Annotated in this window: 23 protein-coding genes and 1 riboswitch; of the genes, 5 read left to right on the plus strand and 18 right to left on the minus strand. The window is 38.6% G+C overall.

Features of this window, described 5'->3' with window-relative positions; all coding sequences use genetic code 11:
• The first annotated feature begins 66 nt into the window (after nt 1-66).
• Entirely contained in the window at nt 67-555 is a 489-nt protein-coding gene (locus ACM26V_RS12760) for a phosphatidylglycerophosphatase A (protein ID WP_416147090.1), read from the plus strand.
• Between the two features lie 43 nt (nt 556-598).
• Here ACM26V_RS12760 and ACM26V_RS12765 read toward each other — a convergent pair whose 3' ends face one another.
• The 3 genes from ACM26V_RS12765 to ACM26V_RS12775 form a co-directional block, all read right to left on the minus strand.
• Nucleotides 599-1,363 (minus strand): TIGR01457 family HAD-type hydrolase, encoded by a 765-nt coding sequence (locus ACM26V_RS12765; RefSeq protein ID WP_416151875.1) that lies wholly within the window; start codon nt 1,361-1,363, stop codon nt 599-601.
• A gap of 79 nt (nt 1,364-1,442) precedes the next feature.
• The gene (locus ACM26V_RS12770) at nt 1,443-2,081 is read right to left on the minus strand and encodes a helix-turn-helix transcriptional regulator (RefSeq protein ID WP_416147091.1); all 639 of its coding nucleotides are present in this window, start codon (nt 2,079-2,081) and stop codon (nt 1,443-1,445) included.
• 135 nt (nt 2,082-2,216) lie between these two features.
• The gene (locus tag ACM26V_RS12775; protein ID WP_416147092.1) at nt 2,217-2,663 is read right to left on the minus strand and encodes a DUF86 domain-containing protein; all 447 of its coding nucleotides are present in this window, start codon (nt 2,661-2,663) and stop codon (nt 2,217-2,219) included.
• A 180-nt stretch (nt 2,664-2,843) separates the two neighbouring features.
• Here ACM26V_RS12775 and glpX point away from each other — a divergent pair, with 180 nt between their 5' ends.
• Together glpX and ACM26V_RS12785 are read left to right on the plus strand one after the other, a co-directional pair.
• Nucleotides 2,844-3,821, plus strand: coding sequence for a class II fructose-bisphosphatase (glpX, locus tag ACM26V_RS12780; RefSeq protein WP_416147093.1), 978 nt, complete (start codon nt 2,844-2,846; stop codon nt 3,819-3,821).
• Between the two features lie 23 nt (nt 3,822-3,844).
• The gene (locus ACM26V_RS12785) at nt 3,845-4,111 is read left to right on the plus strand and encodes a DUF3055 domain-containing protein (RefSeq protein WP_416147094.1); all 267 of its coding nucleotides are present in this window, start codon (nt 3,845-3,847) and stop codon (nt 4,109-4,111) included.
• A 287-nt stretch (nt 4,112-4,398) separates the two neighbouring features.
• On the opposite strand, the gene ACM26V_RS12790 is transcribed toward ACM26V_RS12785, so the two are convergent.
• A complete protein-coding gene (locus ACM26V_RS12790; protein ID WP_416147095.1) occupies nt 4,399-4,698 on the minus strand; it encodes a YutD family protein in 300 nt (99 codons plus the stop codon).
• A 141-nt stretch (nt 4,699-4,839) separates the two neighbouring features.
• Here ACM26V_RS12790 and ACM26V_RS12795 point away from each other — a divergent pair, with 141 nt between their 5' ends.
• The gene (locus ACM26V_RS12795) at nt 4,840-5,466 is read left to right on the plus strand and encodes a YhcN/YlaJ family sporulation lipoprotein (RefSeq protein WP_416147096.1); all 627 of its coding nucleotides are present in this window, start codon (nt 4,840-4,842) and stop codon (nt 5,464-5,466) included.
• Nucleotides 5,467-5,544: 78 nt separating this feature from the next.
• Here the strand turns inward: ACM26V_RS12795 and lipA are convergent, their stop codons facing one another.
• Nucleotides 5,545-6,441 (minus strand): lipoyl synthase, encoded by an 897-nt coding sequence (gene lipA / locus ACM26V_RS12800; protein WP_416147097.1) that lies wholly within the window; start codon nt 6,439-6,441, stop codon nt 5,545-5,547.
• 170 nt (nt 6,442-6,611) lie between these two features.
• Here lipA and ACM26V_RS12805 point away from each other — a divergent pair, with 170 nt between their 5' ends.
• Nucleotides 6,612-7,628: a M23 family metallopeptidase gene (locus ACM26V_RS12805; protein WP_416151876.1), complete on the plus strand. Its 1,017-nt coding sequence runs from the start codon at nt 6,612-6,614 to the stop codon at nt 7,626-7,628.
• A 70-nt stretch (nt 7,629-7,698) separates the two neighbouring features.
• Here ACM26V_RS12805 and ACM26V_RS12810 read toward each other — a convergent pair whose 3' ends face one another.
• The 13 genes from ACM26V_RS12810 to sufC form a co-directional block, all read right to left on the minus strand.
• Nucleotides 7,699-9,048 carry a sodium-dependent transporter gene (locus tag ACM26V_RS12810; protein ID WP_416147098.1) on the minus strand — a complete coding sequence of 450 codons (1,350 nt, stop codon included), beginning with the start codon at nt 9,046-9,048 and terminating at the stop codon, nt 7,699-7,701.
• 124 nt (nt 9,049-9,172) lie between these two features.
• Entirely contained in the window at nt 9,173-10,741 is a 1,569-nt protein-coding gene (locus tag ACM26V_RS12815; protein ID WP_416147099.1) for a Na+/H+ antiporter NhaC family protein, read from the minus strand.
• Nucleotides 10,742-11,004: 263 nt separating this feature from the next.
• A riboswitch (Lysine riboswitch) is annotated at nt 11,005-11,185 on the minus strand.
• Between the two features lie 90 nt (nt 11,186-11,275).
• Complete coding sequence (gene yunB / locus ACM26V_RS12820; protein WP_416147100.1) at nt 11,276-12,106, minus strand: sporulation protein YunB; 831 nt, start codon at nt 12,104-12,106, stop codon at nt 11,276-11,278.
• Nucleotides 12,107-12,200: 94 nt separating this feature from the next.
• On the minus strand, nt 12,201-12,683 hold the full coding sequence (locus tag ACM26V_RS12825; protein ID WP_416147101.1) for a dihydrofolate reductase: 483 nt from the start codon (nt 12,681-12,683) through the stop codon (nt 12,201-12,203).
• Nucleotides 12,680-13,474, minus strand: coding sequence for a thymidylate synthase (locus tag ACM26V_RS12830; RefSeq protein WP_416147102.1), 795 nt, complete (start codon nt 13,472-13,474; stop codon nt 12,680-12,682). Before ACM26V_RS12830 ends, ACM26V_RS12825 begins: the two co-directional genes overlap by 4 nt.
• 34 nt (nt 13,475-13,508) lie before the next feature.
• Nucleotides 13,509-14,612: an HD-GYP domain-containing protein gene (locus ACM26V_RS12835; RefSeq protein WP_416147103.1), complete on the minus strand. Its 1,104-nt coding sequence runs from the start codon at nt 14,610-14,612 to the stop codon at nt 13,509-13,511.
• Between the two features lie 32 nt (nt 14,613-14,644).
• Nucleotides 14,645-16,054, minus strand: coding sequence for a bifunctional metallophosphatase/5'-nucleotidase (locus tag ACM26V_RS12840; RefSeq protein ID WP_416147104.1), 1,410 nt, complete (start codon nt 16,052-16,054; stop codon nt 14,645-14,647).
• A gap of 42 nt (nt 16,055-16,096) precedes the next feature.
• Nucleotides 16,097-16,921, minus strand: a complete 825-nt coding sequence (locus ACM26V_RS12845) for a sulfite exporter TauE/SafE family protein (RefSeq protein WP_416147105.1) — start codon at nt 16,919-16,921, stop codon at nt 16,097-16,099.
• Between the two features lie 335 nt (nt 16,922-17,256).
• On the minus strand, nt 17,257-18,654 hold the full coding sequence (gene sufB, locus ACM26V_RS12850) for a Fe-S cluster assembly protein SufB (RefSeq protein WP_416147106.1): 1,398 nt from the start codon (nt 18,652-18,654) through the stop codon (nt 17,257-17,259).
• Between the two features lie 208 nt (nt 18,655-18,862).
• A complete protein-coding gene (gene sufU / locus ACM26V_RS12855; RefSeq protein ID WP_416147107.1) occupies nt 18,863-19,315 on the minus strand; it encodes a Fe-S cluster assembly sulfur transfer protein SufU in 453 nt (150 codons plus the stop codon).
• Nucleotides 19,302-20,525, minus strand: coding sequence for a cysteine desulfurase (locus ACM26V_RS12860; RefSeq protein WP_416147108.1), 1,224 nt, complete (start codon nt 20,523-20,525; stop codon nt 19,302-19,304). Before ACM26V_RS12860 ends, sufU begins: the two co-directional genes overlap by 14 nt.
• Complete coding sequence (gene sufD, locus ACM26V_RS12865) at nt 20,525-21,832, minus strand: Fe-S cluster assembly protein SufD (RefSeq protein WP_416147109.1); 1,308 nt, start codon at nt 21,830-21,832, stop codon at nt 20,525-20,527. Before sufD ends, ACM26V_RS12860 begins: the two co-directional genes overlap by 1 nt.
• A 28-nt stretch (nt 21,833-21,860) precedes the next feature.
• On the minus strand, nt 21,861-22,643 hold the full coding sequence (sufC, locus tag ACM26V_RS12870) for a Fe-S cluster assembly ATPase SufC (RefSeq protein ID WP_416147110.1): 783 nt from the start codon (nt 22,641-22,643) through the stop codon (nt 21,861-21,863).
• Between the last annotated feature and the right edge of the window lie 96 nt (nt 22,644-22,739).

The raw sequence follows: 22,739 nt of genomic DNA on the forward strand, positions 1-22,739 counted from the left end.
TAAGAATATCTTTATTCACCTTGAATACACTAATCAAACAAATACAAAGAGGTTGTAGGTGATGAAATGAAAGGAAACAGAGGAATCGTTGAGTCAACTGCGAAACAATGGCTTTTCGACCGTGGCGTCACAATCGAAGACATTGCCCACTTAGTACTAGAACTTCAATTAGACTATTATCCTTCACTCAAATTAGAGGACTGTGTAGAAAATGTCAATCAAGTTTTGACAAAAAGAGAAGTCCATAACGCGATCTTGACTGGTATTCAACTCGATCGATTAGGTGAAAAGGGTGAATTAGATTACCCGCTCCAACAAATGGTAGAGCGCGACGAAGGTCTATATGGGATTGACGAAATAATTGCTTTATCGATTGTGAATGTTTATGGGTCAATCGGTTTCACGAATTTTGGCTATATCGACAAACTAAAACCGGGGATTCTAAAGAAGTTAAACGACAAGGCTAACGGTTGTCACACATTTTTAGATGATATCGTTGGCGCCATTGCAGCCGCTGCATCTAGCCGCTTGGCACATACACAAGATGATTATTGAAAAGCACAAGAGGGCCTTCTGAGAGGCCCTCTTGTTTTCATCACTATATTTCCCAATCGTCCAACGATCCGATCGACCACGTTGGTTGAACTTCTTCGTTCACCAACTGGTCTTTTGATGTTACACCTGTATGTACAATAATCGTATCCATATTCGCCCGTATTCCTGCTAGGATATCGGTTTGGTAATTATCGCCAACCATTACTGTCTCATCCAAGCTCGTTCCCAATACTTCCAAAGCTTGATCGACAATAACTGATTCAGGTTTACCAATAAACGTTGGTGAAACTCCTGTAGAGACATGAACGACCGATGTCAGCGATCCATTACCAGGCAGCAACCCACGCTCTGTTGGTATGGCAACATCCCCATTCGTTGACAAAAACGCCGCACCATTTCTTACTGCCAGACAAGCTGTCGATAATTTTTCATAACTAATACTACGATCAATCCCCATTACTACGACATCAACAGATTGGTCCGTTAGATGTAAACCTTGCTTTTGTAGCGATTGTTCAAGTCCTTGCTCCCCAATCATGTATACATTTGCTTTCCCAAAAGATTGATCAATATACTGCGCTGTTGCCATGCTCGTTGTGAACACATGGCCTTCGGTAGCAGGAATATCCATTGCTACGAGTTTATCCGCTACTTCTTTTGGTGTTCTAGATGAGTTGTTTGTCACAAATAAATAAGGGATATTTTTCTCTACTAACTTTTTCACAAACCTGCTCGCTGCATCAATTTTTTCTTCGCCACGATACATCGTACCGTCTAAATCAATTAAATAACCTTTATACTGTTTCACCATTATCCGCATCCTTTTTAAGTTTAGTCCGTTTCAATGAAATTTAAAAAAAGAAGTCACCCACGAGGAGTGACGAAAGTTAGTGCTCAGATTTCTCAATTTTATAATAGCAATGTTGCTCTTGTCCAGTTGACATGCACATTTGACACTTAACATTGTTCGTTTCTAATAAGTCTTTGAAAAGTTGGATTTCTGCCTCACATACGACTGGAAATTCTTTTGCTACTTCCGCAATTGGACAATTATATTCTTTAAAAATATAACTACCATCTGCCTCTTTAGTCACTTCTGCCATGTAACCAAGTTCATTCTGAATTTTTTCCATTTCATAAACTCGACTATCAAAATCCTTTAATAACATTCTTTTTTCAAAACGAAGTCTTAATCTTTCTTTTCGTTGCTCAAACAGTACTTTCACTTTCAATAAACCTTCATCTTCCTGAATCGACGTCAACAAATCAATTACCAATTCTCGGTAATTTCTCGGAAACATTTCCTGTCCACCTGCTGATAACTGATACACATTTGTCGGTCGCCCCATCGCTTGCCTCTGCAGTGTCGTCTCAACAACATGATCTCTTTCTAGCGTGTTCAAATGTCTTCTGACAGCCATTTCTGTAATTAATAACTCACGAGCAATCGTTGATACTGTCATCTGCTTTTTCACTTTCAATAAGCTTAAAATTTGATCTCTTGTTGAGGTGGTTTTTATCGCCATATCCTCACCTTCCTTCTCTTCTATTCTATCGAAGGATTACACAACAGTAAATTTTATATATAGAAAGTTTATAAATTTGTCTTATATCCGTTCATCATTTGTTCACTTATTCACAATGTAGTGAGTTTCACTAGTTTATTCGTTTTTGGGGAGAAATGCAGAGACCGGTCCTAATTCATTTTCAAGGTACAGCCGAATTTTCCCCGAAAAGTTATGTAGAGTGTTCGATTCTCTTTTAAATGCATCGAATAAGTCAGCAATATTCACATCAATATAATTCTGCATAAGCTCTTTTCTCCAAGGAAGTAAGGCTTCAAATGCTTTTCCATCTTCTTTAGAAACTACTTTCTCATCGACAAGGATGTGTACAATATCTTCATAACTACCTGGGTCTCTCATAATAAATCCATCAATCATTTGATTTCCAACATCCATCATAACCTCGATCATCATTTGACACATTCTTTCAACGGCTTTCTCTGTTTCAAAACTCCGCGGGACTTCTGTCTTAGAGAACTCAGATATCAACTTGTCAAAATACGTCAATCTTTTATCAATTAATTTACTGTCTACAAAATACATCTTTCCATCTCCTTTAAAAAAGTAATTAGTATAACATATTGAAAACGTTCTCCACTAAATATGTGTAGTATTTTCAAAAAAACTGTTTATTTAGTATGTATTATTTGTTATTATGATGAAGGATTTAGTCGAATCTTTCTTTATTATAACCTGAAATAGATGAATATAGGAGGAATTATTGTGGATAGAGAATTAGCGATGGAAATTGTACGTGTAACTGAGGCCGCTTCACTCGCTTCATCTCAATGGATGGGCAGAGGATTAAAAAATGAAGCAGACGATGCGGCAACGACAGCAATGAGAAATATGTTTGATTCCGTTCATATGAGAGGAAAAGTTGTTATTGGTGAAGGAGAGTTGGACGAAGCACCAATGCTATATATTGGAGAAGAGTTAGGTTCAGGCAACGGCCCGGAAGTTGACATTGCCGTAGATCCACTTGAAGGGACTAATATCGTTGCCAAAGGTCATCCTAATGCCATGGCCGTCATTGCAATTGCGGACAAAGGTACCTTACTTCACGCTCCGGATATGTACATGGAAAAACTGGTTGTTGGCGTTGAATCCGCTGGGCTAGTTCGTTTAACCGATCCGATTGAAAAAACAATTGACATTGTCGCCAAAATGAATAACAAGCGAGTAAGGGATCTGACAGTCATTATTCAAGAGCGCGAACGTCACAATGAATTAGTTGGACGTATCCAAAAGAAGGGTGCTCGTGTTAAACTGTTTGGAGAAAACGATGTGGGAGCATCCATTGCGGCTGCAATTCCACGATCAGGTATTGACTTATTTGTTGGAACTGGTGGAGCACCAGAAGGAGTGATTGCTGCTGCAGCAATCAAATCTCTTGGCGGTGATATGCAAGCACGCCTCCTTCCATCAAACGATGAAGAGTTTCAACGGTGTATCGGAATGGGACTTGAAGACCCCTCTATGCTCTTAACGTTAAACGACCTCGTTAAGAGCGATGATGCGATATTTGCAGCTACTGGCGTGACCTCAGGTGAACTGCTGGAGGGTGTCCGCTTCTTAGGTGGAGATCTAGTTGAAACAGACAGCATTGTCATGCGTGCAAAAACTGGGACCGTTCGATACATCAAAGCTCATCATCGATTAAATAGGAAGCCACATTTAGTCATGCCTGAAAATACGTAACCAAACTAAGGGAGAGATTCAGGATGAGTGAACGTTTTTTTCTATACGATGAAGCAGAAGATACGAAAACGAGATTCGTCAGTTTCATGGGCGAAAACCAACGATTTGATTTGGCTATAACTTCCACAAATCGGTATTATGGAAAGAAGCTTGTTCTTAATATGCAATCAAGCCGTTATGCAATAATTGGCTCCGATGATTTGGAAGAAGAAGGTTATATAGAATCTGTCTTTCAATTAAATGATGAAGATGGCACGGAGCTTCGTGAATTTTTATATGAAGTCATCTAATTTTTAATGCCTGCTGGAAACTTAGGGGACCTGACTTGAATTTTTAAGTCAGGTTTTTTGGTTTTTTGACGCTGGCTTGTGACCCAAAGAGAGCTGATTCTGGAAACTTGGGGCACAAGACGATGCCGCTCGTGACCTATAGCGAGCTGATTTCGATCCCATATCATGCTCTAGCTCAATCGCTTGTTAGCCATCCTTACTAAATCACTTCATTATTTCAGCTAAAATCGGCACTTATAACAAAAAACACCTCCAACTCACAAAAGTGAACGGAGGTGGTCTTCTATTTATTTCTCTTCAACTTCTGCAGCGCCTTCTTTTACTTTCTTAATAACAAAATACGCGCAACCAAAATTACAATACTCATATAAATACTCTGTTAAAAAGTTAATTTTTGCATCTGCAGCTGACTTGCGGTTTGTTTCTTCAAAAAAACCTTTTAACCGGAGCTGTTCATAACCCCAATCGCCAACAATATAATCGTATTTATTCAGTACATCACTGTATCTCTCTTTAAAAGCTTCTTCGGACCAACCATCCCGAACTTCTTTTACTAATTCATACGAATGACCTTGAATAGTCACCATTTAACACACCTACCTTTGCTACTTTCTATGTTGCCTTAATTTGATTAAAATTTCAATGCTAACTTCTATTTACCTGTCCATCATTTACCACTTCAAGTTAATCTACAATTGCACATCCTAGAAGTAAGGAGGTGTAATTGTATGAAAAATAAAACAAAAAAGTTAGCTCTTGTCCCGATTCTTCTTCTTTCACTCTCTCTCCCAGCCTGCGGGAATACCGACGATACAGGTGGAGGACAAGCTTTCGACTTTATGCGCGGATTAAAACGGGATGATAACACTCCGGCAATTAACAAAGAAGAAGTGGCAAACTCGAGACACTACACGCAATTTGGCTTTCAACGTAACACGAAAAATTCTGCAAAACAAGATGGTGATATTCCGGGATACTCTGTCTACGACCGTAGCCTTCTTGCTGAAAGCATTAGTGAAATGGCTGCCGTTTTGCGTGAAGTAAATGATGTTGGGGTTCTAGTTACTGATCAACACGTACTCATTGCATATGACAGTGCTTCACCTGACCGTGAAGCTGTAGCTGATCAAGTAAAGCAAACCGCGATGTCTGTTGTTCCAATGTACTACGATGTTTATGTAGCTGATGACATAACCCTCATGGACGAGATTGAACGCTTCAAAGGAAGGTCTTCAAAAGAAACAACTCATGCAAAAGCATTGCAACAAACGATTGATATAATGAAAGAATACCCTCAAGGGACTTCAGCAGATAACGACACACACAATCAGTCACCAAATATGCAGAACAATTAAGGGTACGTATATTTTCTCAAGAAATGATAATAAAGAAAAATCGTCACTAACTTTTAAAGTAGTGACGATTTTTATAGTTTAATTCATAATTGCTGCATTTTTTTGTGCTGCATCTACTTGTTCATCCGCATGATAGGAAGATCTTACTAAAGGACCGGATTCGCAATGTTTGAATCCCTTTGTCATTGCTATTTCTTTCAACTCAGCAAATTCTTCTGGAGTCCAATATTTTTGAATTTTCAAATGAGATTTTGTCGGCTGAAGATATTGACCTAATGTCAAAATATCAACGTCTACCGAACGTAAATCGTCCATCGTCTCAATGATTTCTTCTTTCGTTTCACCTAATCCGAGCATGAGACTTGTTTTAGTCGGAATTTTAGGTTTCATTGCTTTTGCTCTACTCAGTACTTCTAATGTCCTTTCGTACGTTGCTCGTGCTCGAACTGTTGGAGTAAGTCTACGAACCGTTTCAACGTTATAGTTAAAAATATTTGGATTAGCATCAATCAGATTTTTCAAGTTCTCTTCTTTACCACCCATGTCTGATGGAAGAACTTCAACGGAAGTGAACGGACTTTGTCGACGAATCGCTCGCACGGTTTCCGCAAATACTTTTGATCCACCGTCTTTTAGATCATCTCTAGCAACTGCTGTAATTACCACGTGTTTTAAACCCATTAGCTTTACTGACTCCGCTACTCTTTCAGGCTCTTGCTCGTCCAATTCTGTTGGCAGCCCTGTCTTCACGGCACAAAAACGACACGCACGAGTACAAATATCACCTAGAATCATGAACGTCGCAGTTTTTCTTTCAGCCCAACACTCATGAATATTGGGACATTTCGCTTCTTCACACACTGTATGTAAATTTTTCTCTCTCATTAGCTTCTTCAAGCCTTTATATGAGTCATTCGTATTAAGTTTGATTTTTAACCATTCAGGTTTACGGACATGCTCTTCTTTTTTAGCCATCGTCCTCACACTCCTTTGTTCTTTTTACTAACATGAGACTTCCTACGATTTTTTTCACAATATTAACTTTAACACGATATTGTAAAGATAACAAAGAACTTAGTTCCTAAATCTAAGCGTATGAAAACAAGTTATTTGTCAAAGTATAAAAGAAATGTTTGTTAAAGGAGATGCACATCTTGACATTTAAACAATTGACTTATTTCATCGTGATAATTTCTGTTATGTTATTTTTTCAAAATCCAGCTATCGCTTCTAATATTGATGAGATGACATCTGAAGAACTCGATCAGGAGCGTATGGCCTTATACGTGAAAACAGAAGCCGAGTCGTCTGTCCCATGGTACTACTTCGCAGCTGTTGATAGTTATGAACGAGGACTTCGCAAAGCAAGAAACGATTTACCAAAAGAAGAAGGACTTATCGCCATTTTTATCCCCCAAGAAAAATGGGTGGGAATGACAAATCCTGACCCCGAGGACCAAAATCCTCGATCTATTGCTTTTTTTGAAGGGATCGGAAAAGATGGAAATGGTGACGGTGTTGCTGAGCTTAATAATGATGAGGATATACTCTATTCTTTTGCTTCTTTTTTGGCCACTTACGGATTTACTGAAAAAGACGTACAAATTGCCCTATGGGATTATTATCAGCGTGATAAAGCAGTAGAATTGGTGTCTGGACATGCAAAAACATATCGCACGATCGATTCACTCGACTTAAGGAAACGGGCTTTTCCTCTGCCACTCACAGCCAATTATAGCTATCGCAGTACGTGGGGGAATTCAAGAGGTTGGGGCGGTAAACGAATTCATGAAGGAACCGACATTTTTGCTGGTCATGGATTACAGGTAAAGGCAACAACATTTGGAATAGTTGAATTAAAAGGTTGGAATAAATTTGGTGGATGGCGAATCGGTATTAGAGACACAGATAATGTTTATCATTACTACGCACATTTAAATAGCTTTGAAAAAGGAGTTGACCGCGGTACCGTCGTTCAGCCAGGAGATGTCATTGGATATGTAGGTAGCTCTGGTTATGGAAAAGAAGGAACACAAGGAAAATTCCCACCACACCTTCATTACGGTATGTATCGAGATAATGGATTCTTCGAATGGTCGTTTGATCCACACCCTTCTTTAAAGGTATGGGAGCGAGCAGAAAGAAAACAAAATAATTCTTAGTTCAAAGAAAAACTCAGCGACAAAAAAATAGTCGCTGAGCTTATTTTAACCGCGTTACGTTTTGCTATAATTACTCGAAAATTGATAAAATATTTAAAATCAAAATCCATAAAATTCCTATTGGTGCAATAATTCGAATAAACCATAACCAGATGACTCCGATAACACTATTAGTTAAACCAGTTTCTTTTAGTGCATCAACTTTATTCCATCCCCATCCAACGAATAAGGCAACAATAAATCCACCTAGGGGAAGCGTGTATTGATCCGTGATCATATCAATGAAATCAAGGAATGGCTCCCCAAGAAAAGTCATCGATAAAGGTCCACCTTGGCTTAATGCGGATGGAATACCAACCAACGTAACGACAACACCTGCTACGATTGTTGTTAGTTTACGATTCCAATTCATCTTGCGCATCACATAAGAAACACTTACTTCCAAGAGTGAGATCGCAGAAGATAAAGCGGCAATTGCTACAAGGAAGAAGAATAGTATTGCAAAAAATGTTCCTCCAGCTCCCATTTGAGCAAATACTTCAGGCAACGTGATAAAGATTAAACCTGGCCCACTCGCAGGGTCTAGCCCAAACGTAAACACAGCTGGGAAAATCATAATACCTGCAATAATCGCAAATAACGTATCAAGTACTACAACTCCACCGGCAGCAGTTGGAAGTTTCGTATCTTTCGGTAAATAACTTGCGTACGTAATCATCGCACCCATACCTAATGAAAGAGTGAAAAATGCTTGACCAATCGCGGCCGAATAAACATTTGGATCTCCAAAAGCACTCCAATCTGGAGTAAATAAGAATCTTAATCCTTCTCCAGCACCGTCAAGTGTTAAACTATAACCAGCCAATATAATTAAAATTAATGCTAATAAAGGCATAAAAATACGGTTAGAAAGCTCAATTCCTTTTTTAACACCGAAAAATACGATGCCAATAACGATTGCCATGAAAAGGAATTGCCAGAAAACAGGTCCTCCTGCTCCTCCGATAAAGTCTACGAAGAAATCTTCATATCCACCTTGCCCCACCGCTCCAGCGGCACCGGTTAAGTAACTAAACAGGAAGTAACCGACCCAACCTGCAATAACTCCATAGAAAGATAAAATCAAGAATGATGTCACAACACCTAGTACGCCACCGATTACCCAAGGTTTTCCTGGGGCTATGTTGTTAAACGAGCCTACCACATCCGACTGCCCTCGTCGACCAATTGAGAATTCAGCTAGCAATACCGGAAGTCCAACAAGAAAAATACATAATACATAAATTAATAAAAAGGCCGCTCCACCGCTATCGCCTGTTACATACGAAAAACGCCAGATATTTCCTAAACCTACCGCTGAACCAACTGCGGCTAAAATAAAGCCCATTCTCGTGGCCCATTGTTCCCGTCCATTATTCATAGTCATAACTCCTCTCTTTCATATTTTAATATTTATTCGCTCTTTGCCATCTTATTATAATTGTCTGACAATTGTCAAAGAGTTTCGGTATATATTATATAAGTGTCCCAATTATTCTTATTTGCTAAGCTGCTTGATATAATCTCACAATGACTGTTTTTAGGATAAGAATTGTTATTGCAAACGTCACAGCCCCAGCTAATAATCCAATCCAAACACTTCCAGAGAAACCTAATGCTAAAAACGAAATTGTTGCTATCACCCCAACAATTAGTGCATAGGGTAGTTGTGTCAGCACATGATCTATATGATGACTACCTGCACCTGCTGAGGATAAGATCGTCGTATCAGATATAGGTGAGCAATGATCTCCAAATATCGCACCGGCAAGTACAGCAGCCAATACTGGTAGAATAAGCGTAATATCCGTTATCGCTGCAATTTCCCCTGCAATCGGAAGCATGATTGCAAACGTCCCCCATGACGTACCTGTGCTAAATGCCATAAAACCAGCAATAAGGAACAGTAAAGCAGGAAGGAACCCTAATTGTATATGCTCATCAACCAATGAGGCCAAGTATTCACCCGTTCCTAGATCACCAATGATTTCAATGATTGTCCAAGCGAATAATAAAATATAGATGGCAGGAAGCATCGATTTTACACCTGCCCATAATCCAAGTCCTAGATGTTTCATTGGAAGTTTTCGTAATAATGAAATGGCAATCGTCATTACTAAACTGATTAATCCCCCATACAACAATGCTGCAGCAACATCAGTATTTTCAAACGTAGCTAGTAATGATCGTTGGCCTTCCTCTGTTCCCTGAATACCTGTAACCACCATAAACAGGACTGTTGCAATGATAAGTGTAACGATCGGCCAAATTAAATCGGCCACTTTACCATCCGCCATAGGGATTGCATCTTCGCTATCACCTGGAACTGGCCCCTTTTCCTTATCTACAAGTTCACCCGTATTCTGAGCTCGTTCCTCATGCGTTCTCATCAGACCTATATCCAACTTAAAATATGCTACTGCAAAAACGAGCAAGATTGCAAAGATCGCATAAAAATTCATCGGCGCAATGAACAAAAAGGCTTGAAGGGCTTCATATTGAGTAACCCCATGGGTAACTAAGATTCCACCAATAATCGTAATAATGTATGCCCCCCAGCTTGAAACTGGAGAAATAACACAAATTGGTGCAGCTGTTGAATCGACAACATATGCTAGCTTTGCTCTTGAGATTTTATGCCTATCTGTGAAGGGACGACTAACATTCCCAACGGTCAGACTGTTAAAGTAATCATCAATGAAGATAATGATCCCTAGGAACCCTGCAACAAACTGAGCAGCTATTCGCGATTTGACTTTTGTCAATGCCCATTCGCCAAAAGCTCTACTACCTCCTGTCACCGTAATAAGTGCTGCAATCATACCAAGGATTAATAAAAACAAAATAATGTAAAATTCCCAAGTATTTACTCCACCCTCAGAAATAAAAATACCTGCAACAATAGTGAAAATTTGCGATATTGTTTCATTAAGAAATAACTCTTCTGATTGGTTTATCATCAATGCTCCAACAACAATTCCTATCCCAAGAGATAACAATACTCGTTTGGTGATAATCACCATTACAAGCGCTAAAACCGGTGGTAATAATGTTAAAATACCATGTTCCTCCATTTGGATCCTCCTAAAAATAAATTAATTCCTACAGATAATCGTTACATTGCTACAAATAGACAGCCAATTCGATATATAATTCAATCCTTCTGACACATAACAATTTCCGACAAATTTCGCAACGTGTCCATAGTCTCTTTTATGACTATGATACCCAAAACTTATCCACCACTCAAAAATCTTTCGTTTCCTAACCATCAAAAAACGACAAAGGAAATTTCCCTTGCCGCTTCATAATGAAGTCAAGATGTCGATTCCCCATCAACTGAAGTAGTACTCCACTAAGGTTTCCCTTTAGTGACAGTGTTACATTTATTTAATGTAACCCCAGCTATTATATCCCGGACAGAACATAATAACTTCGGCAAAACTCCCTTTCAGAAACGGTCATCGTCGTCCAAACTCTCGTTTCCTACTTCTGCATTTTGCGCCTCTACCTCACCGTAAATGAGGTATTTACTCTTTATTTAATTACAAATCCGAAACTTATCATATCAAAAGATTCTTTTCTTTTCAACTGTTTTATTTTTGGATCTAATTGCTTATATTTCTGTCAGTTTCCATATCGAAATCTTCACTAACTTCTTCTTCTGGTCTTTGGATGACAGCTGGCGTCATTCCACCTTCACCACCCGGTCCACTATAAAAATCTGGAACTTCTCCAGGTATCCATACCATTGCTACAGGAATCGATGTTTTTACCACTTCCGTATTTGTCGCAAATGGAATAACAACCTTAACATCGACTTCAATTTCTATCGAGATACTCATGTACGTATTATTAATTCCAACAGATACAATGTTCTCCTTCAGTTGCGGCTGCACATCTCCAATCGCTGATAAACGAACAGGAACTCGAGGTCCTAAGTGTGCGAGTAGTGCGTTGTTAGTCGCTTGACCTAAAGGAATCATATGAATAATTCCATCTTCAGAAAATGTCGCTCCTTCGCTATGGACATCGACTTCATTCGGAATACGAAGATCCTTCACTCGTCCATGTTCAATATCATTTAAATAATTCTGCACACGTTTCGTAGTCTCTTGTAACACCCGATTATATATAACTTGATTGTATTGAACAGACATGACCTTCCCGTCTTCATCTCGATCAAATTCGACAAGATTCTCCAATTCCGTATCCTCAAGGATATGACGAGATATCGCATCATTGATAGCTAATGTACCAATTCTTTGCGTCTCAGTAGTTGCGATCGCCATCAATGTCGGTCTGATACCTTTTTCTACGATGATCAGCCCCTGGACTGTTAAGATAATGAAAATGATAAACGAAATCATTAATACATAACGAAAAGGAAGAGGTCCTTTTTTCTTACGGCTAGGCCGCGTGGTGCGAAATACTTTCATTTTGATTCCCCCTCCCCACATTCATATGCAAGGAGAAACAAAGATTGTACTAAAAAATTCTCCAAGATTGTCTCCTGAAGAATTTTTTCTATTTTTATATTCTTTCATAGATAAGAAACGTATGCGAATACTGATTTTTCTCATCAACAATTCCTTGTTCTTCAGATACGATTTCCCAATCTTTTTCACTAATTTCAGGAAAGAAAGTATCTCCTTCAAAGAATTGATGAATTTTTGTTATGTACAATCTTTCTGCTTTAGGAAGAAGTTGTTCATAAAGTGTCGTCCCACCGATGACAAAAAATTCATCTCGCTCTTTCATCAATTGATCAACATCAGACAACTCGTGAATAATTTCTACACCTTCCACTGAAAAATCTCGATCTCTTGTCAAAACAATATTTCGTCGTTTCGGTAACGGGCGCCCAATCGACTCGAACGTTTTCCGCCCCATGAGGATTGGATGACCCGTCGTGATTTTCTTGAAATATTGTAATTCTGCCGGTAAGTGCCATGGCATATCACCGTTTTTCCCAATCACTCTACCCTCTGCAAAGGCAGCAATCATCGAAATCATACCGACACCTCACCTTTAATATGAGGATGAGGATTGTAGTCAATTAATTCAAAATCATCAATCGTGAAGTCTTCAATTTTTTTCCGATTAGGATTTAATTTCATTTTTGGTAGCGATCGGGGTTCTCTCGTTAACTGAAGATTCACTTGGTCTACGTGATTGAGGTATATATGCGCATCTCCTAATGTATGCACAAAATCGCCTACTTCTAATCCACACTCTTGCGCGATCATCATCGTTAACAACGAGTAAGATGCTATATTGAACGGAACACCTAAAAATGTATCTGCACTACGCTGATAAAGCTGACACGATAGTTTTCCATCTGCTACGTAAAACTGAAACAAACAGTGACAAGGTGAGAGTGCCATCTTGTCCAAATCAGCTACATTCCAAGCATTGACAATCAATCTTCGTGAATCCGGATTTGTCTTTATTTGCTCAATGATCGATCCGAGTTGATCAATCGTTTCTCCATTTGGAGTTGGCCATGAACGCCATTGTTCTCCATATATTGGTCCTAAATCACCATTTTCATCTGCCCATTCATTCCAGATTCTAACGTTATGTTCTTTTAAATAAGCAATATTTGTCTCACCTTTAATAAACCACAACAGTTCATGGATGATCGCGCGAAGTGCTAATTTCTTCGTCGTCAATACAGGAAATCCTTTCGATAAATCAAATCTCATTTGGTAACCAAATGTACTGATCGTCCCCGTTCCCGTGCGATCTTCCTTTTTTGTTCCATTTTGTAAAATATGGTTACATAATTCTAAATACGCCTTCATTACTACACCTCATTTAATGTTTACTGACTACTTATCAGTAATTCTTGTACTGATCTATCACCGTTTCACATCCAACAATTGTAACATTCAATTCATCCGATAGATCCAAATCTTCTTGGATACTTTGTTTATCTTCATCATTTATTATACGGATAATCGGTCTTGATGGTAAATCCGAATTAACTTTTGCGACAATTCCTTCTTTGCCGTTACTAAGCTTTACTTGCAAACCAATTGGATAAATAGCGACTGTTTTTGCAAAAGCATCAACCAGTTCTTTTTCAAAAAGAGTACCGGAACCACTGTATAATAACTCTAGCCCTTCATGCGGAAGCATCGCTTTACGATAAATCCGATTCGAGGTAACTGCATCAAATACATCAGCAACACCAATGATTTTCGCGTAATAATGAATATCAGCACCAGCTAACTGTCTAGGATATCCGGAACCATCTAGTCGCTCGTGGTGTTGAAAAGCACAATGAGCCGTTAAAAGCGACAGTGTATGAGACTTTCGCAGCATCTCAAATCCAACGGAAGCATGGTTTTTAATGAGGTCAAATTCTTCATCCGTTAATTTTTCCGATTTATTGAGTACTTCTAATGGCACGCCCATCTTGCCTAAATCATGTAGCATTGCGCCTAATCCGAGATCATGAAGTTCAGAATTGTTTAAGCCCATTTTCTGGCCTAACGCTAAAGAATACACAGTCACATTTAAGGAATGATGAAACACATAGCTGTCAAAAGATATTACTTCAGAAAGCATCGATACCGCTTCTTTATTCGATTCAATTTCTGTTAAAATATCTTTGACTACATGTGAGAAAGCAGGTGATAATTTATCTATATCAATAGATTTCCCTAGGGCCATTTGATCGGAAATCGTATTGAAATTTTCTTGTATCGTTTTCAGTGATTTTGCCCGAGTCTTTGCATTTATCGTGTCCTCCACATAAATATCATCCGTTAAAGGATCCTCCACATATACGTAAGAGATACCTTTATTTTTTAACCTTTCCCGCATGTTATCTGACAACTCAACACCGCTGTTTAATAGTGGTTGACCTAAATCGTTGTAAATGGCTTTTGCTAAACGGTCCTGGTTATCTACTGAATCTATCGACTTTAACTTCAATCAAATCCCTTCCCTTTCTATACAACCATCTATCATAGATTTACATCGTTTCTTTGGAATTTGGTTAATTTCCAAGCTATGATATCTCTTAAAAACTCGGGCATATAATACGTAATATCGGGAATCGAACTAATCGTTGGGTATAAACGCCCCAGAGTGAACATATCGAGAGTAGCTAACTTATATTCCTTGTCTCTTCTTAATGGAATTCCATTGACCAATACATTTTTTTCATTAATATATTGCGACGTTCCAATCACTTCTACTTGATCATAAACCATTTTCCCTAACACTTTCCCTCGAAACCCAAATCCCTTCAAAGCAAAATCGATCATCCTTTTTTGCTCTGACTGACGAATCGTCTCTAATAGACGTTCACCAGAAATCATCACAGTACATGGATTAATCGGGTGTGGACAAATCTCATGCAAGTCTTTGAGTGTCACTGGACCTCTTTCTAAGCTTCTTAACAGCACTCCGGCATTCACCATAGAAATATCCGCATCGCACCACTCACGCAACCCTTCTGAGACGAGAGATGCAAATGGGCTTGGATTGTACCAATCGACAACTAGGTCAGAGTCTAAAACAGTAACTTGATTAGTTAGTTTATTATTTCCTTCAAATATTAACGCGTTTAACTTATTTTCTGTCTCTTCATCTCGAACAGTTGAATCAACTTTGCGGGATGAAATCTTATCTACTTGTACAATAAAGTTGTCGTCTTTTTGTTGATAACTTATGCTAACATCACCAATGAAAGCACCTGATCTTCCAGACTGATTAATCCAAGTATTATTGATCTTTTCCCCATTTTCTAGAACATGGTGAGTATGAGCACCTAGGATCAAGTCAATGCTCGGAATCATCTTGGCCATTTTTTCATCTTCGCTCATGCCTAAATGGGATAAACAAATAATAAAGTCTACTTGTGACCGGAGTTCACTCATCGTTTTTTCCAACTCAATAAAAGGATCTGTTACATTCCATCCGAGCGGCTCATAAAAGAAATGATATGGAATCGTAACCCCTGTAACACCAACCTTTAAGCCTGATGACATTGTATAGACCTTAGAAGAAGTCGCCCATGACGGATCACTACCATCTCTATGTTTTAAATTACTTAACAAAACAGAGAATCTCGCTTCTTTATATAATTCATTGAGTTGGTCTTTAGAGAATGTGATTCCTTCATTGTTCCCTATTGTAACAGCATCATAGTTCATTTCATTTAAAAGTTTAACATTCCCTTTTCCTAACAACGCTTCAGTCATTGGATGCACTCTATCGCAGTGGTCGCCAATATCAAATAACAATACTTCCTGGTTAAGAGAGTCAGCTTCTAAACGCTGCTTTTTCAGGAGGGCTGTCACTGCTGGCCATTGCTCGAGAGAACTATGTAAATCATTTGTATGAAGTATCCGCAGTGTTTCTTTAGCCAATGGTAAACATCCTTCCGTTTAATTGATTAACTTTGTTCGGATTTATAACGTGGATACTCCCTGATAAATTAGTCTAATTCCAATAATAATCAAGAATACTCTTAGCATAAACACAACAGCATTGCTTGTTAAACGACGATTTATTGCAGCACCTAGTTGACCACCTAACCAAGCACCTGGAATAAGCGCTAAAGCATAATACCAATCAACATTTCCTATACTGACGTGCGAAATAGAGCTGACCGTTGCAGAGAGAAAAACAAGAAACATCGATGTTGCTACTGCTAAGTGAGGCGGAAATGCGAAGAGTAGTACCATTGCAGGGACCATTAAAGACCCTCCACCAATGCCAAATAACCCTGAAAACATTCCTACAAAAAAAGCAATTGTCACCGCTACAATTGGTTGATAACCATATTGAATCGTTTCTCCTAACTCATTTGTATGAGACCGTTCAATTCCTTTTGGTCTTCGTTTAAGTGGTGGAATACGGTTTCGAATCATTAAAATAAATGAAATAATTACAATGAATACACCAAATGCAACCAAAAATACGTCCACATTCATATCTTTATTTAACCATACTCCGAACAAGGCACCCGGCCCACTTCCAATGAAAAAAATCCATCCACTTTGTATATCGACTTTTTTTTGCTTTATGTAAGCTAATGTTGATGATAAACCAGTAAAAATCATTACCAATAGCGATGTTCCTACGGCTATTTGTGGTGTAATTCCACCTAAAATTGGTGAATATTCACTTAAAATCATTAAAGCAGGCACAATAATAATGCCTCCGCCGAGACCCATAATACTCCCTAATATTGCTGCTATTAGACCAAGTATAGCTAATACGATCCATTCCATTTTAAAGCCTGCTTTCCAATTCATTCAATTAACTTACTACTACTTTTTAATTTTACGGAATTCATCCGTACATTTCAACACATGTAAAAAAACACTTAATTCTCTCTACACATTTCCCACTAAAGTGATCCTTTTGCAAGTTATCACAGAAGTCATAAATAACTCTCTTTATTATTCATCAAATAATTACAATTGTCGAGTAGGGAGCAACGAAACTTAAGAATCAAACTCATTTGTTACTAATTAAATAGTTATTATGACCAAAGTATGGGAATTTAAGGTGACACAGGAAAAGCGAATCCGACATTGCCGGATTCGCTTTAATAATAATCCTATTAACCAATACTACCTTCCATTTCGAACGAGATTAGACGGTTCATTTCTACCGCGTACTCCATTGGAAGTTCTTTTGTAAATGGCTCGATAAAGCCCATGACGATCATTTCTGTTGCTTCTTGTTCAGAAATACCACGACTCATCAAGTAGAAAAGTTGCTCTTCCGAAACTTTTGAAACCGTTGCTTCATGCTCTAATGTAATATCATTGTTTAATATTTCATTGTATGGAATTGTATCCGACGTGGATTCATTATCCATAATCAACGTATCACATTCAATATTTGCTTTTGAACCTTGTGATTTACGTCCAAAGTGGGAAATACCGCGATACGTTACTTTTCCACCTTGCTTAGAAATAGATTTTGATACGATTGAAGACGAACAGTCAGGTGCTAAGTGGTGCATTTTAGCTCCAGCATCTTGGTGTTGTCCTTTTCCTGCAATAGCAATCGAAAGAACGCTACCTCGAGCTCCTCTTCCAGTCATAACAACAGCAGGGTACTTCATCGTAAGTTTAGAACCAATGTTTCCATCTACCCATTCCATCACTGCATTTTCTTGAGCAACAGCACGCTTTGTTACAAGATTAAACACGTTTGGCGCCCAGTTTTGGATCGTTGTATAACGACAGTATGCATTTTTCTTAACAATGATTTCAACAACAGCACTGTGTAAAGAATTCGTTGTATACACTGGAGCTGTACAACCTTCTACATAGTGTACTGAACTATCTTCATCTGCAATGATTAACGTGCGCTCAAATTGCCCCATATTTTCAGAGTTGATTCGGAAGTATGCTTGTAATGGCTGTTCCGTTTTAACTCCTTTAGGAACGTAGATGAATGATCCACCAGACCAAACAGCTGAGTTTAACGCTGAAAATTTGTTGTCAGATGGAGGAATAACTGTTCCAAAGTTTTTTCTGAAAATATCTTCATTTTCTTTTAATGCAGTATCTGTATCTTTGAAGATGACACCTAAATCTTCTAAGTCTTCCTGCATATTATGGTAAACCACTTCTGATTCATATTGCGCAGAAACACCAGCAAGATATTTTTGCTCTGCTTCTGGAATACCTAATTTATCAAATGTGTTTTTAATTTCTTCTGGAACTTCATCCCATGAACGCTCTGTGTTTTCAGATGGTTTCACGTAGTACGTGATCTCATCGAAATTTAACTCAGCCAAATTTCCTCCCCATTGTGGCATTGGCATTTTATAAAACTGCTCCAACGACTTCAAACGAAAATCAAGCATCCATTGAGGCTCATCTTTCATACGAGATATTTCCTCAACAATTTCGCGAGTTAGTCCTTTTGCAGAACGGAAAATCGATACGTCTTTATCATGAAAGCCATATTGATATTCACTGATTTCTGGCATTTTTTTCGCCATGTGAAACCCTCCTTTTAATTCTTAAATAGCACTATAGCTATTTCTATTAACATATAGTAAGTGATTACGAATGATTGACAACAACAAGTGACAATGCTTTTAGAACGATTAACGTCCTGTGGGATATGATTCCCTATCCTACTTATATAGAAGGATACACCTTTAGTTTACAACACTTCGGTAGTAAAAACCAAGGATATGTCAGTATTTATTCAGAATCTTCGTCCTCTTCTTTGCCTAGGCCTTGCTCCATCGCCTTCCAGGCAAGCGTTGCACACTTTATCCTAGCCGGAAATTTAGCGACTCCTTTTAGAGCTTCAATATCTTCAAGGTCAAATTCCTCGGTATCTACATCTTTTCCGAGCATCATATCGGAAAACATTCCTGACATTTTTAATGCTTCTTCCACAGAGAGGCCTTTCACTGCCATGGTCATCATGGAAGCGGAAGATAAACTAATCGAACAACCTTCACCAACAAATTTTGCGTCCGCAATTTTTCCATCTTCTACATTCATTTGCAGTTGGATGCGATCGCCACATGTAGGATTATTCATATTAATTTTCAACGTATCCCCCTCAAGTTCACCACGATTACGAGGGTTTTTGTAATGATCCATAATGACTTGACGGTACAATGTGTCTAAATTAGACATCTCCAAAATACTCCTTTGTTTTTATTAATGCTTTAACAAAAGCATCGACATCTTCTTCTGTATTATAGAGGTAAAAACTTGCCCTAGCAGTCGCATTCACTTCTAACCATTTCATTAAAGGTTGTGCACAATGGTGCCCCGCCCTTACAGCAACACCTTCTGCATCTAACACCGTCGCCACATCGTGGGGATGAACATCGTCACAATTAAAAGTCAATACGCCGGCTCTCTCCTCAGGACTAGGGCCAAACATGGTAACTCCATCAATGTCCTTGAGTTGAGACATGGCATAAGCTACAAGTTTCTGTTCATGTTTTTCAATATTTTCTAAGCCAATCTCTTCCAAGAAATCAATCGCCGCGCCTAAACCAATAGCCCCAGCAATGATCGGTGTGCCCCCCTCAAATTTCCAAGGAAGTTCTTTCCAAGTCGAGTCGTAAAGGTCGACAAAATCAATCATTTCGCCACCAAACTCAACAGGTTCCATCTTTTTCAATAGTTTCTTCTTCCCGTATAAAACACCAATTCCGGTAGGACCACACATTTTATGACCAGAAAAAGCATAAAAATCTGCATCAAGATCTTGCACATCTACTTTCATATGTGGAACAGCTTGTGCACCATCTACGACCATCACTGCATCATGCTTATGAGCAATTTCAGTAATTTTCTTGATCGGGTTAATTGTTCCAAGCACATTTGAAACTTGCATCACAGAGACAATTTTCGTATTATCCGTGACGGTTTCTTCCACATCACTTAAAGCAATCGTCCCATCTTTTTGCAGTGGAATGTATTTAAGTGTTGCTCCTGTTTCCTTAGCAACCTGTTGCCATGGAATAATATTACTATGATGCTCCATTGGTGTAATGACAATTTCATCATCTGGACCAAGATTCGCTTTGCCATAACTCGACGCGACAAGGTTAATTGAAGTTGTCGTGCCACGAGTAAACACAATCTCTTGCATACTCTTCGCATTAATGAACTTACGAACCTTTTCCCTCGCACCTTCATAACCATCTGTGGCCATCGAACCTAGTGTATGAACACCCCGGTGAACATTGGAATTATATCTTTTATAATAGTCTTCCACTGCTTCAATGACTTGATTTGGCTTTTGCGAAGTTGCTGCACTATCAAGGTAAACGAGTGGATGCCCATTGACTTCCTGATCTAAAATCGGGAACATTTTTCGGACAGTTTCCACATTCATTAGTATACTTTCCTTTCAATCACGTCATGCAATTGTTCTTTTACAGACTCAATTGGCAGTTCGTTAACAACTGGAGCAAGGAATCCGTGAATAATTAGACGCTCTGCTTCTTTTCTAGCAAGCCCCCGACTCATTAGATAAAACATTTGCACTGGATCAATTTTTCCAACTGAAGCAGCGTGCCCAGCTGTCACATCGTCTTCATCAATAAGCAAAACCGGGTTAGCATCTCCACGCGATTTTTCACTAAGCATAAGAATACGCTCTGTTTGCTCACTATTTGATTTTGTTGCTCCATGCTCGATTTTTGAAATACCATTAAAAATTGATGTAGCAGAATCTTTCATCACACCATGCTTTAAAATATTTCCATCGGTATGCTTCCCGATATGAACAAGGTTCGTTGTAAAGTTTTGTATTTGTTTCCCACGCCCGACAGATACAGTTTTCGTATCTCCGAAAGAGCCTTGTCCAACGAGGTACGTTGTGTTTTCAGAAACGGTATTCCCATCGTTCATTTGACCAAGCGCCCAATTAATCGTAGCATCTCGACCGTACACTTGCCCTCGTCGATTCACATACGTTGTCACTGTATCTGCAAAGTTATCAACGGCACCAAATCTTACTTTCGCACCGTTTCCAACATAAACTTCAGCAACAATATTTGCTACAGATTCATCATTTGATCCTTCAGAAAGATTGTTCTCCACATAAGTCACTGAACTGTTGTCTTCCGCGACAATAAGTACGTGATTAAACAATCCAAAATTGCCTTCATGAGAATATACAGCTTGAAGGGGTACTTCCACTTCAACGTCTTTAGGAACATATAGGAATGTTCCACCATTGACCAATGCAGCATGCAATGCTGACAAACGGTGTTCATTTACAGATATAGCATCTTGCATAAAGTATTTTTTCACCAATTCTTCATGCTCAACTAACGCTGTTTTTAAATCAGTAAAGATAATACCTTTATCAACCAAAGTCGTTTGCATTGACTGAAATGTAGTTACACCATTTTTTTGCACAATTAAGTTTCGAATGTTTTCTTCGTCACTAATGAGAGTTTTCACACTTTCAGAAAGATCTGAGTAACTTCCTGCTTCATCTGTTTTTGCATCAAAATCAAATGATGTAAAGTTCCATTTATTAATTTTTGTTTTATCTGCTTTTGGCAATTCTAAATTAAAGGCTTTCTCTAAAGACGAGAGACGTAGATCAGTGAACCATTGTGGCTCTTGTCGGTCTTTAGAGAAGTCTGTTACTTGTTGCTGATTTACTGGAAACGTAATTTCCGTCGTCATATCTTCATTCCTCCTCTTTAAACCGAATCTATTCTTGACCTACAGTTTCGTCTTCGATGCCTAGTTCGTCTTTGATCCACTCATAACCATTTTCCTCAAGTTTCTGAGCTAATTCAGGTCCACCAGATTTCACAATCCGGCCTTGCATCATTACATGTACGAAATCAGGTTTCACATAATTCAATAAACGCTGATAGTGAGTAATGATCATACAGCCAAAGTCATCGCTGCGGAGTTCATTTATCCCTTTAGCTACAACTTGTAATGCATCAATATCTAAACCAGAGTCAATTTCATCAAGAATCGCGATTTTAGGCTTAAGCATAAGAAGTTGGAGAATTTCATTGCGCTTCTTTTCCCCACCAGAAAATCCTTCGTTCAAATAACGATGTTGAAATGACTCATCAATTTCTAAAGTACCCATTTTTTCATCTATTTGGCGAATAAATTTCATAAGTGAAACTTCGTCTCCTTCTTCACGTCCAGCGTTCATCGCTGAGCGGATGAAATCAGAGTTTGTTACACCAGAAACCTCACTTGGATATTGCATCGCAAGGAATAGTCCTGCAAGTGCTCGCTCATCTACCTCCATATCAAAAAGGTTCTTGCCCCCGAGCGTCGCTTCACCTTTCGTTACTTCATATTTAGGATGTCCCATAAGCGCAGACGCTAACGTGGACTTACCTGTTCCGTTTGGTCCCATAATTGCGTGGATTTCTCCACCGTTCACTTCAATCCCAAAACCTTTCAGGATTTCCTTCTCTTCAATTGATACATGAAGATCTTTGACTGTTAAATTTGGTTTCGTCATGTTACATACCTCCATTTATTTTTTCAAAACTTGATTTAGAGCATGGCAATATAATGAATACATAGATCCACCACATTCTCAATTTATTCTCATTAC

The organism is Salipaludibacillus sp. HK11, from assembly GCF_047795645.1.
Lineage (GTDB): Bacteria > Bacillota > Bacilli > Bacillales > Salisediminibacteriaceae > Salipaludibacillus.

Bases quoted from the DNA above. Each gene is read 5' to 3' on its own strand.
- ACM26V_RS12760 (WP_416147090.1), top strand. From the start codon at position 67: ATGAAAGGAAACAGAGGAATCGTTGAGTCAACTGCGAAACAATGGCTT.
- ACM26V_RS12770 (WP_416147091.1), bottom strand. From the start codon at position 2,081: ATGGCGATAAAAACCACCTCAACAAGAGATCAAATTTTAAGCTTATTG.
- ACM26V_RS12775 (WP_416147092.1), bottom strand. From the start codon at position 2,663: ATGTATTTTGTAGACAGTAAATTAATTGATAAAAGATTGACGTATTTT.
- ACM26V_RS12785 (WP_416147094.1), top strand. From the start codon at position 3,845: ATGAGTGAACGTTTTTTTCTATACGATGAAGCAGAAGATACGAAAACG.
- ACM26V_RS12790 (WP_416147095.1), bottom strand. From the start codon at position 4,698: ATGGTGACTATTCAAGGTCATTCGTATGAATTAGTAAAAGAAGTTCGG.
- ACM26V_RS12795 (WP_416147096.1), top strand. From the start codon at position 4,840: ATGAAAAATAAAACAAAAAAGTTAGCTCTTGTCCCGATTCTTCTTCTT.
- lipA (WP_416147097.1), bottom strand. From the start codon at position 6,441: ATGGCTAAAAAAGAAGAGCATGTCCGTAAACCTGAATGGTTAAAAATC.
- ACM26V_RS12805 (WP_416151876.1), top strand. From the start codon at position 6,612: ATGCACATCTTGACATTTAAACAATTGACTTATTTCATCGTGATAATT.
- ACM26V_RS12810 (WP_416147098.1), bottom strand. From the start codon at position 9,048: ATGAATAATGGACGGGAACAATGGGCCACGAGAATGGGCTTTATTTTA.
- ACM26V_RS12815 (WP_416147099.1), bottom strand. From the start codon at position 10,741: ATGGAGGAACATGGTATTTTAACATTATTACCACCGGTTTTAGCGCTT.
- yunB (WP_416147100.1), bottom strand. From the start codon at position 12,106: ATGAAAGTATTTCGCACCACGCGGCCTAGCCGTAAGAAAAAAGGACCT.
- ACM26V_RS12825 (WP_416147101.1), bottom strand. From the start codon at position 12,683: ATGATTTCGATGATTGCTGCCTTTGCAGAGGGTAGAGTGATTGGGAAA.
- ACM26V_RS12830 (WP_416147102.1), bottom strand. From the start codon at position 13,474: ATGAAGGCGTATTTAGAATTATGTAACCATATTTTACAAAATGGAACA.
- ACM26V_RS12845 (WP_416147105.1), bottom strand. From the start codon at position 16,921: ATGGAATGGATCGTATTAGCTATACTTGGTCTAATAGCAGCAATATTA.
- sufB (WP_416147106.1), bottom strand. From the start codon at position 18,654: ATGGCGAAAAAAATGCCAGAAATCAGTGAATATCAATATGGCTTTCAT.
- ACM26V_RS12860 (WP_416147108.1), bottom strand. From the start codon at position 20,525: ATGAATGTGGAAACTGTCCGAAAAATGTTCCCGATTTTAGATCAGGAA.
- sufD (WP_416147109.1), bottom strand. From the start codon at position 21,832: ATGACGACGGAAATTACGTTTCCAGTAAATCAGCAACAAGTAACAGAC.
- sufC (WP_416147110.1), bottom strand. From the start codon at position 22,643: ATGACGAAACCAAATTTAACAGTCAAAGATCTTCATGTATCAATTGAA.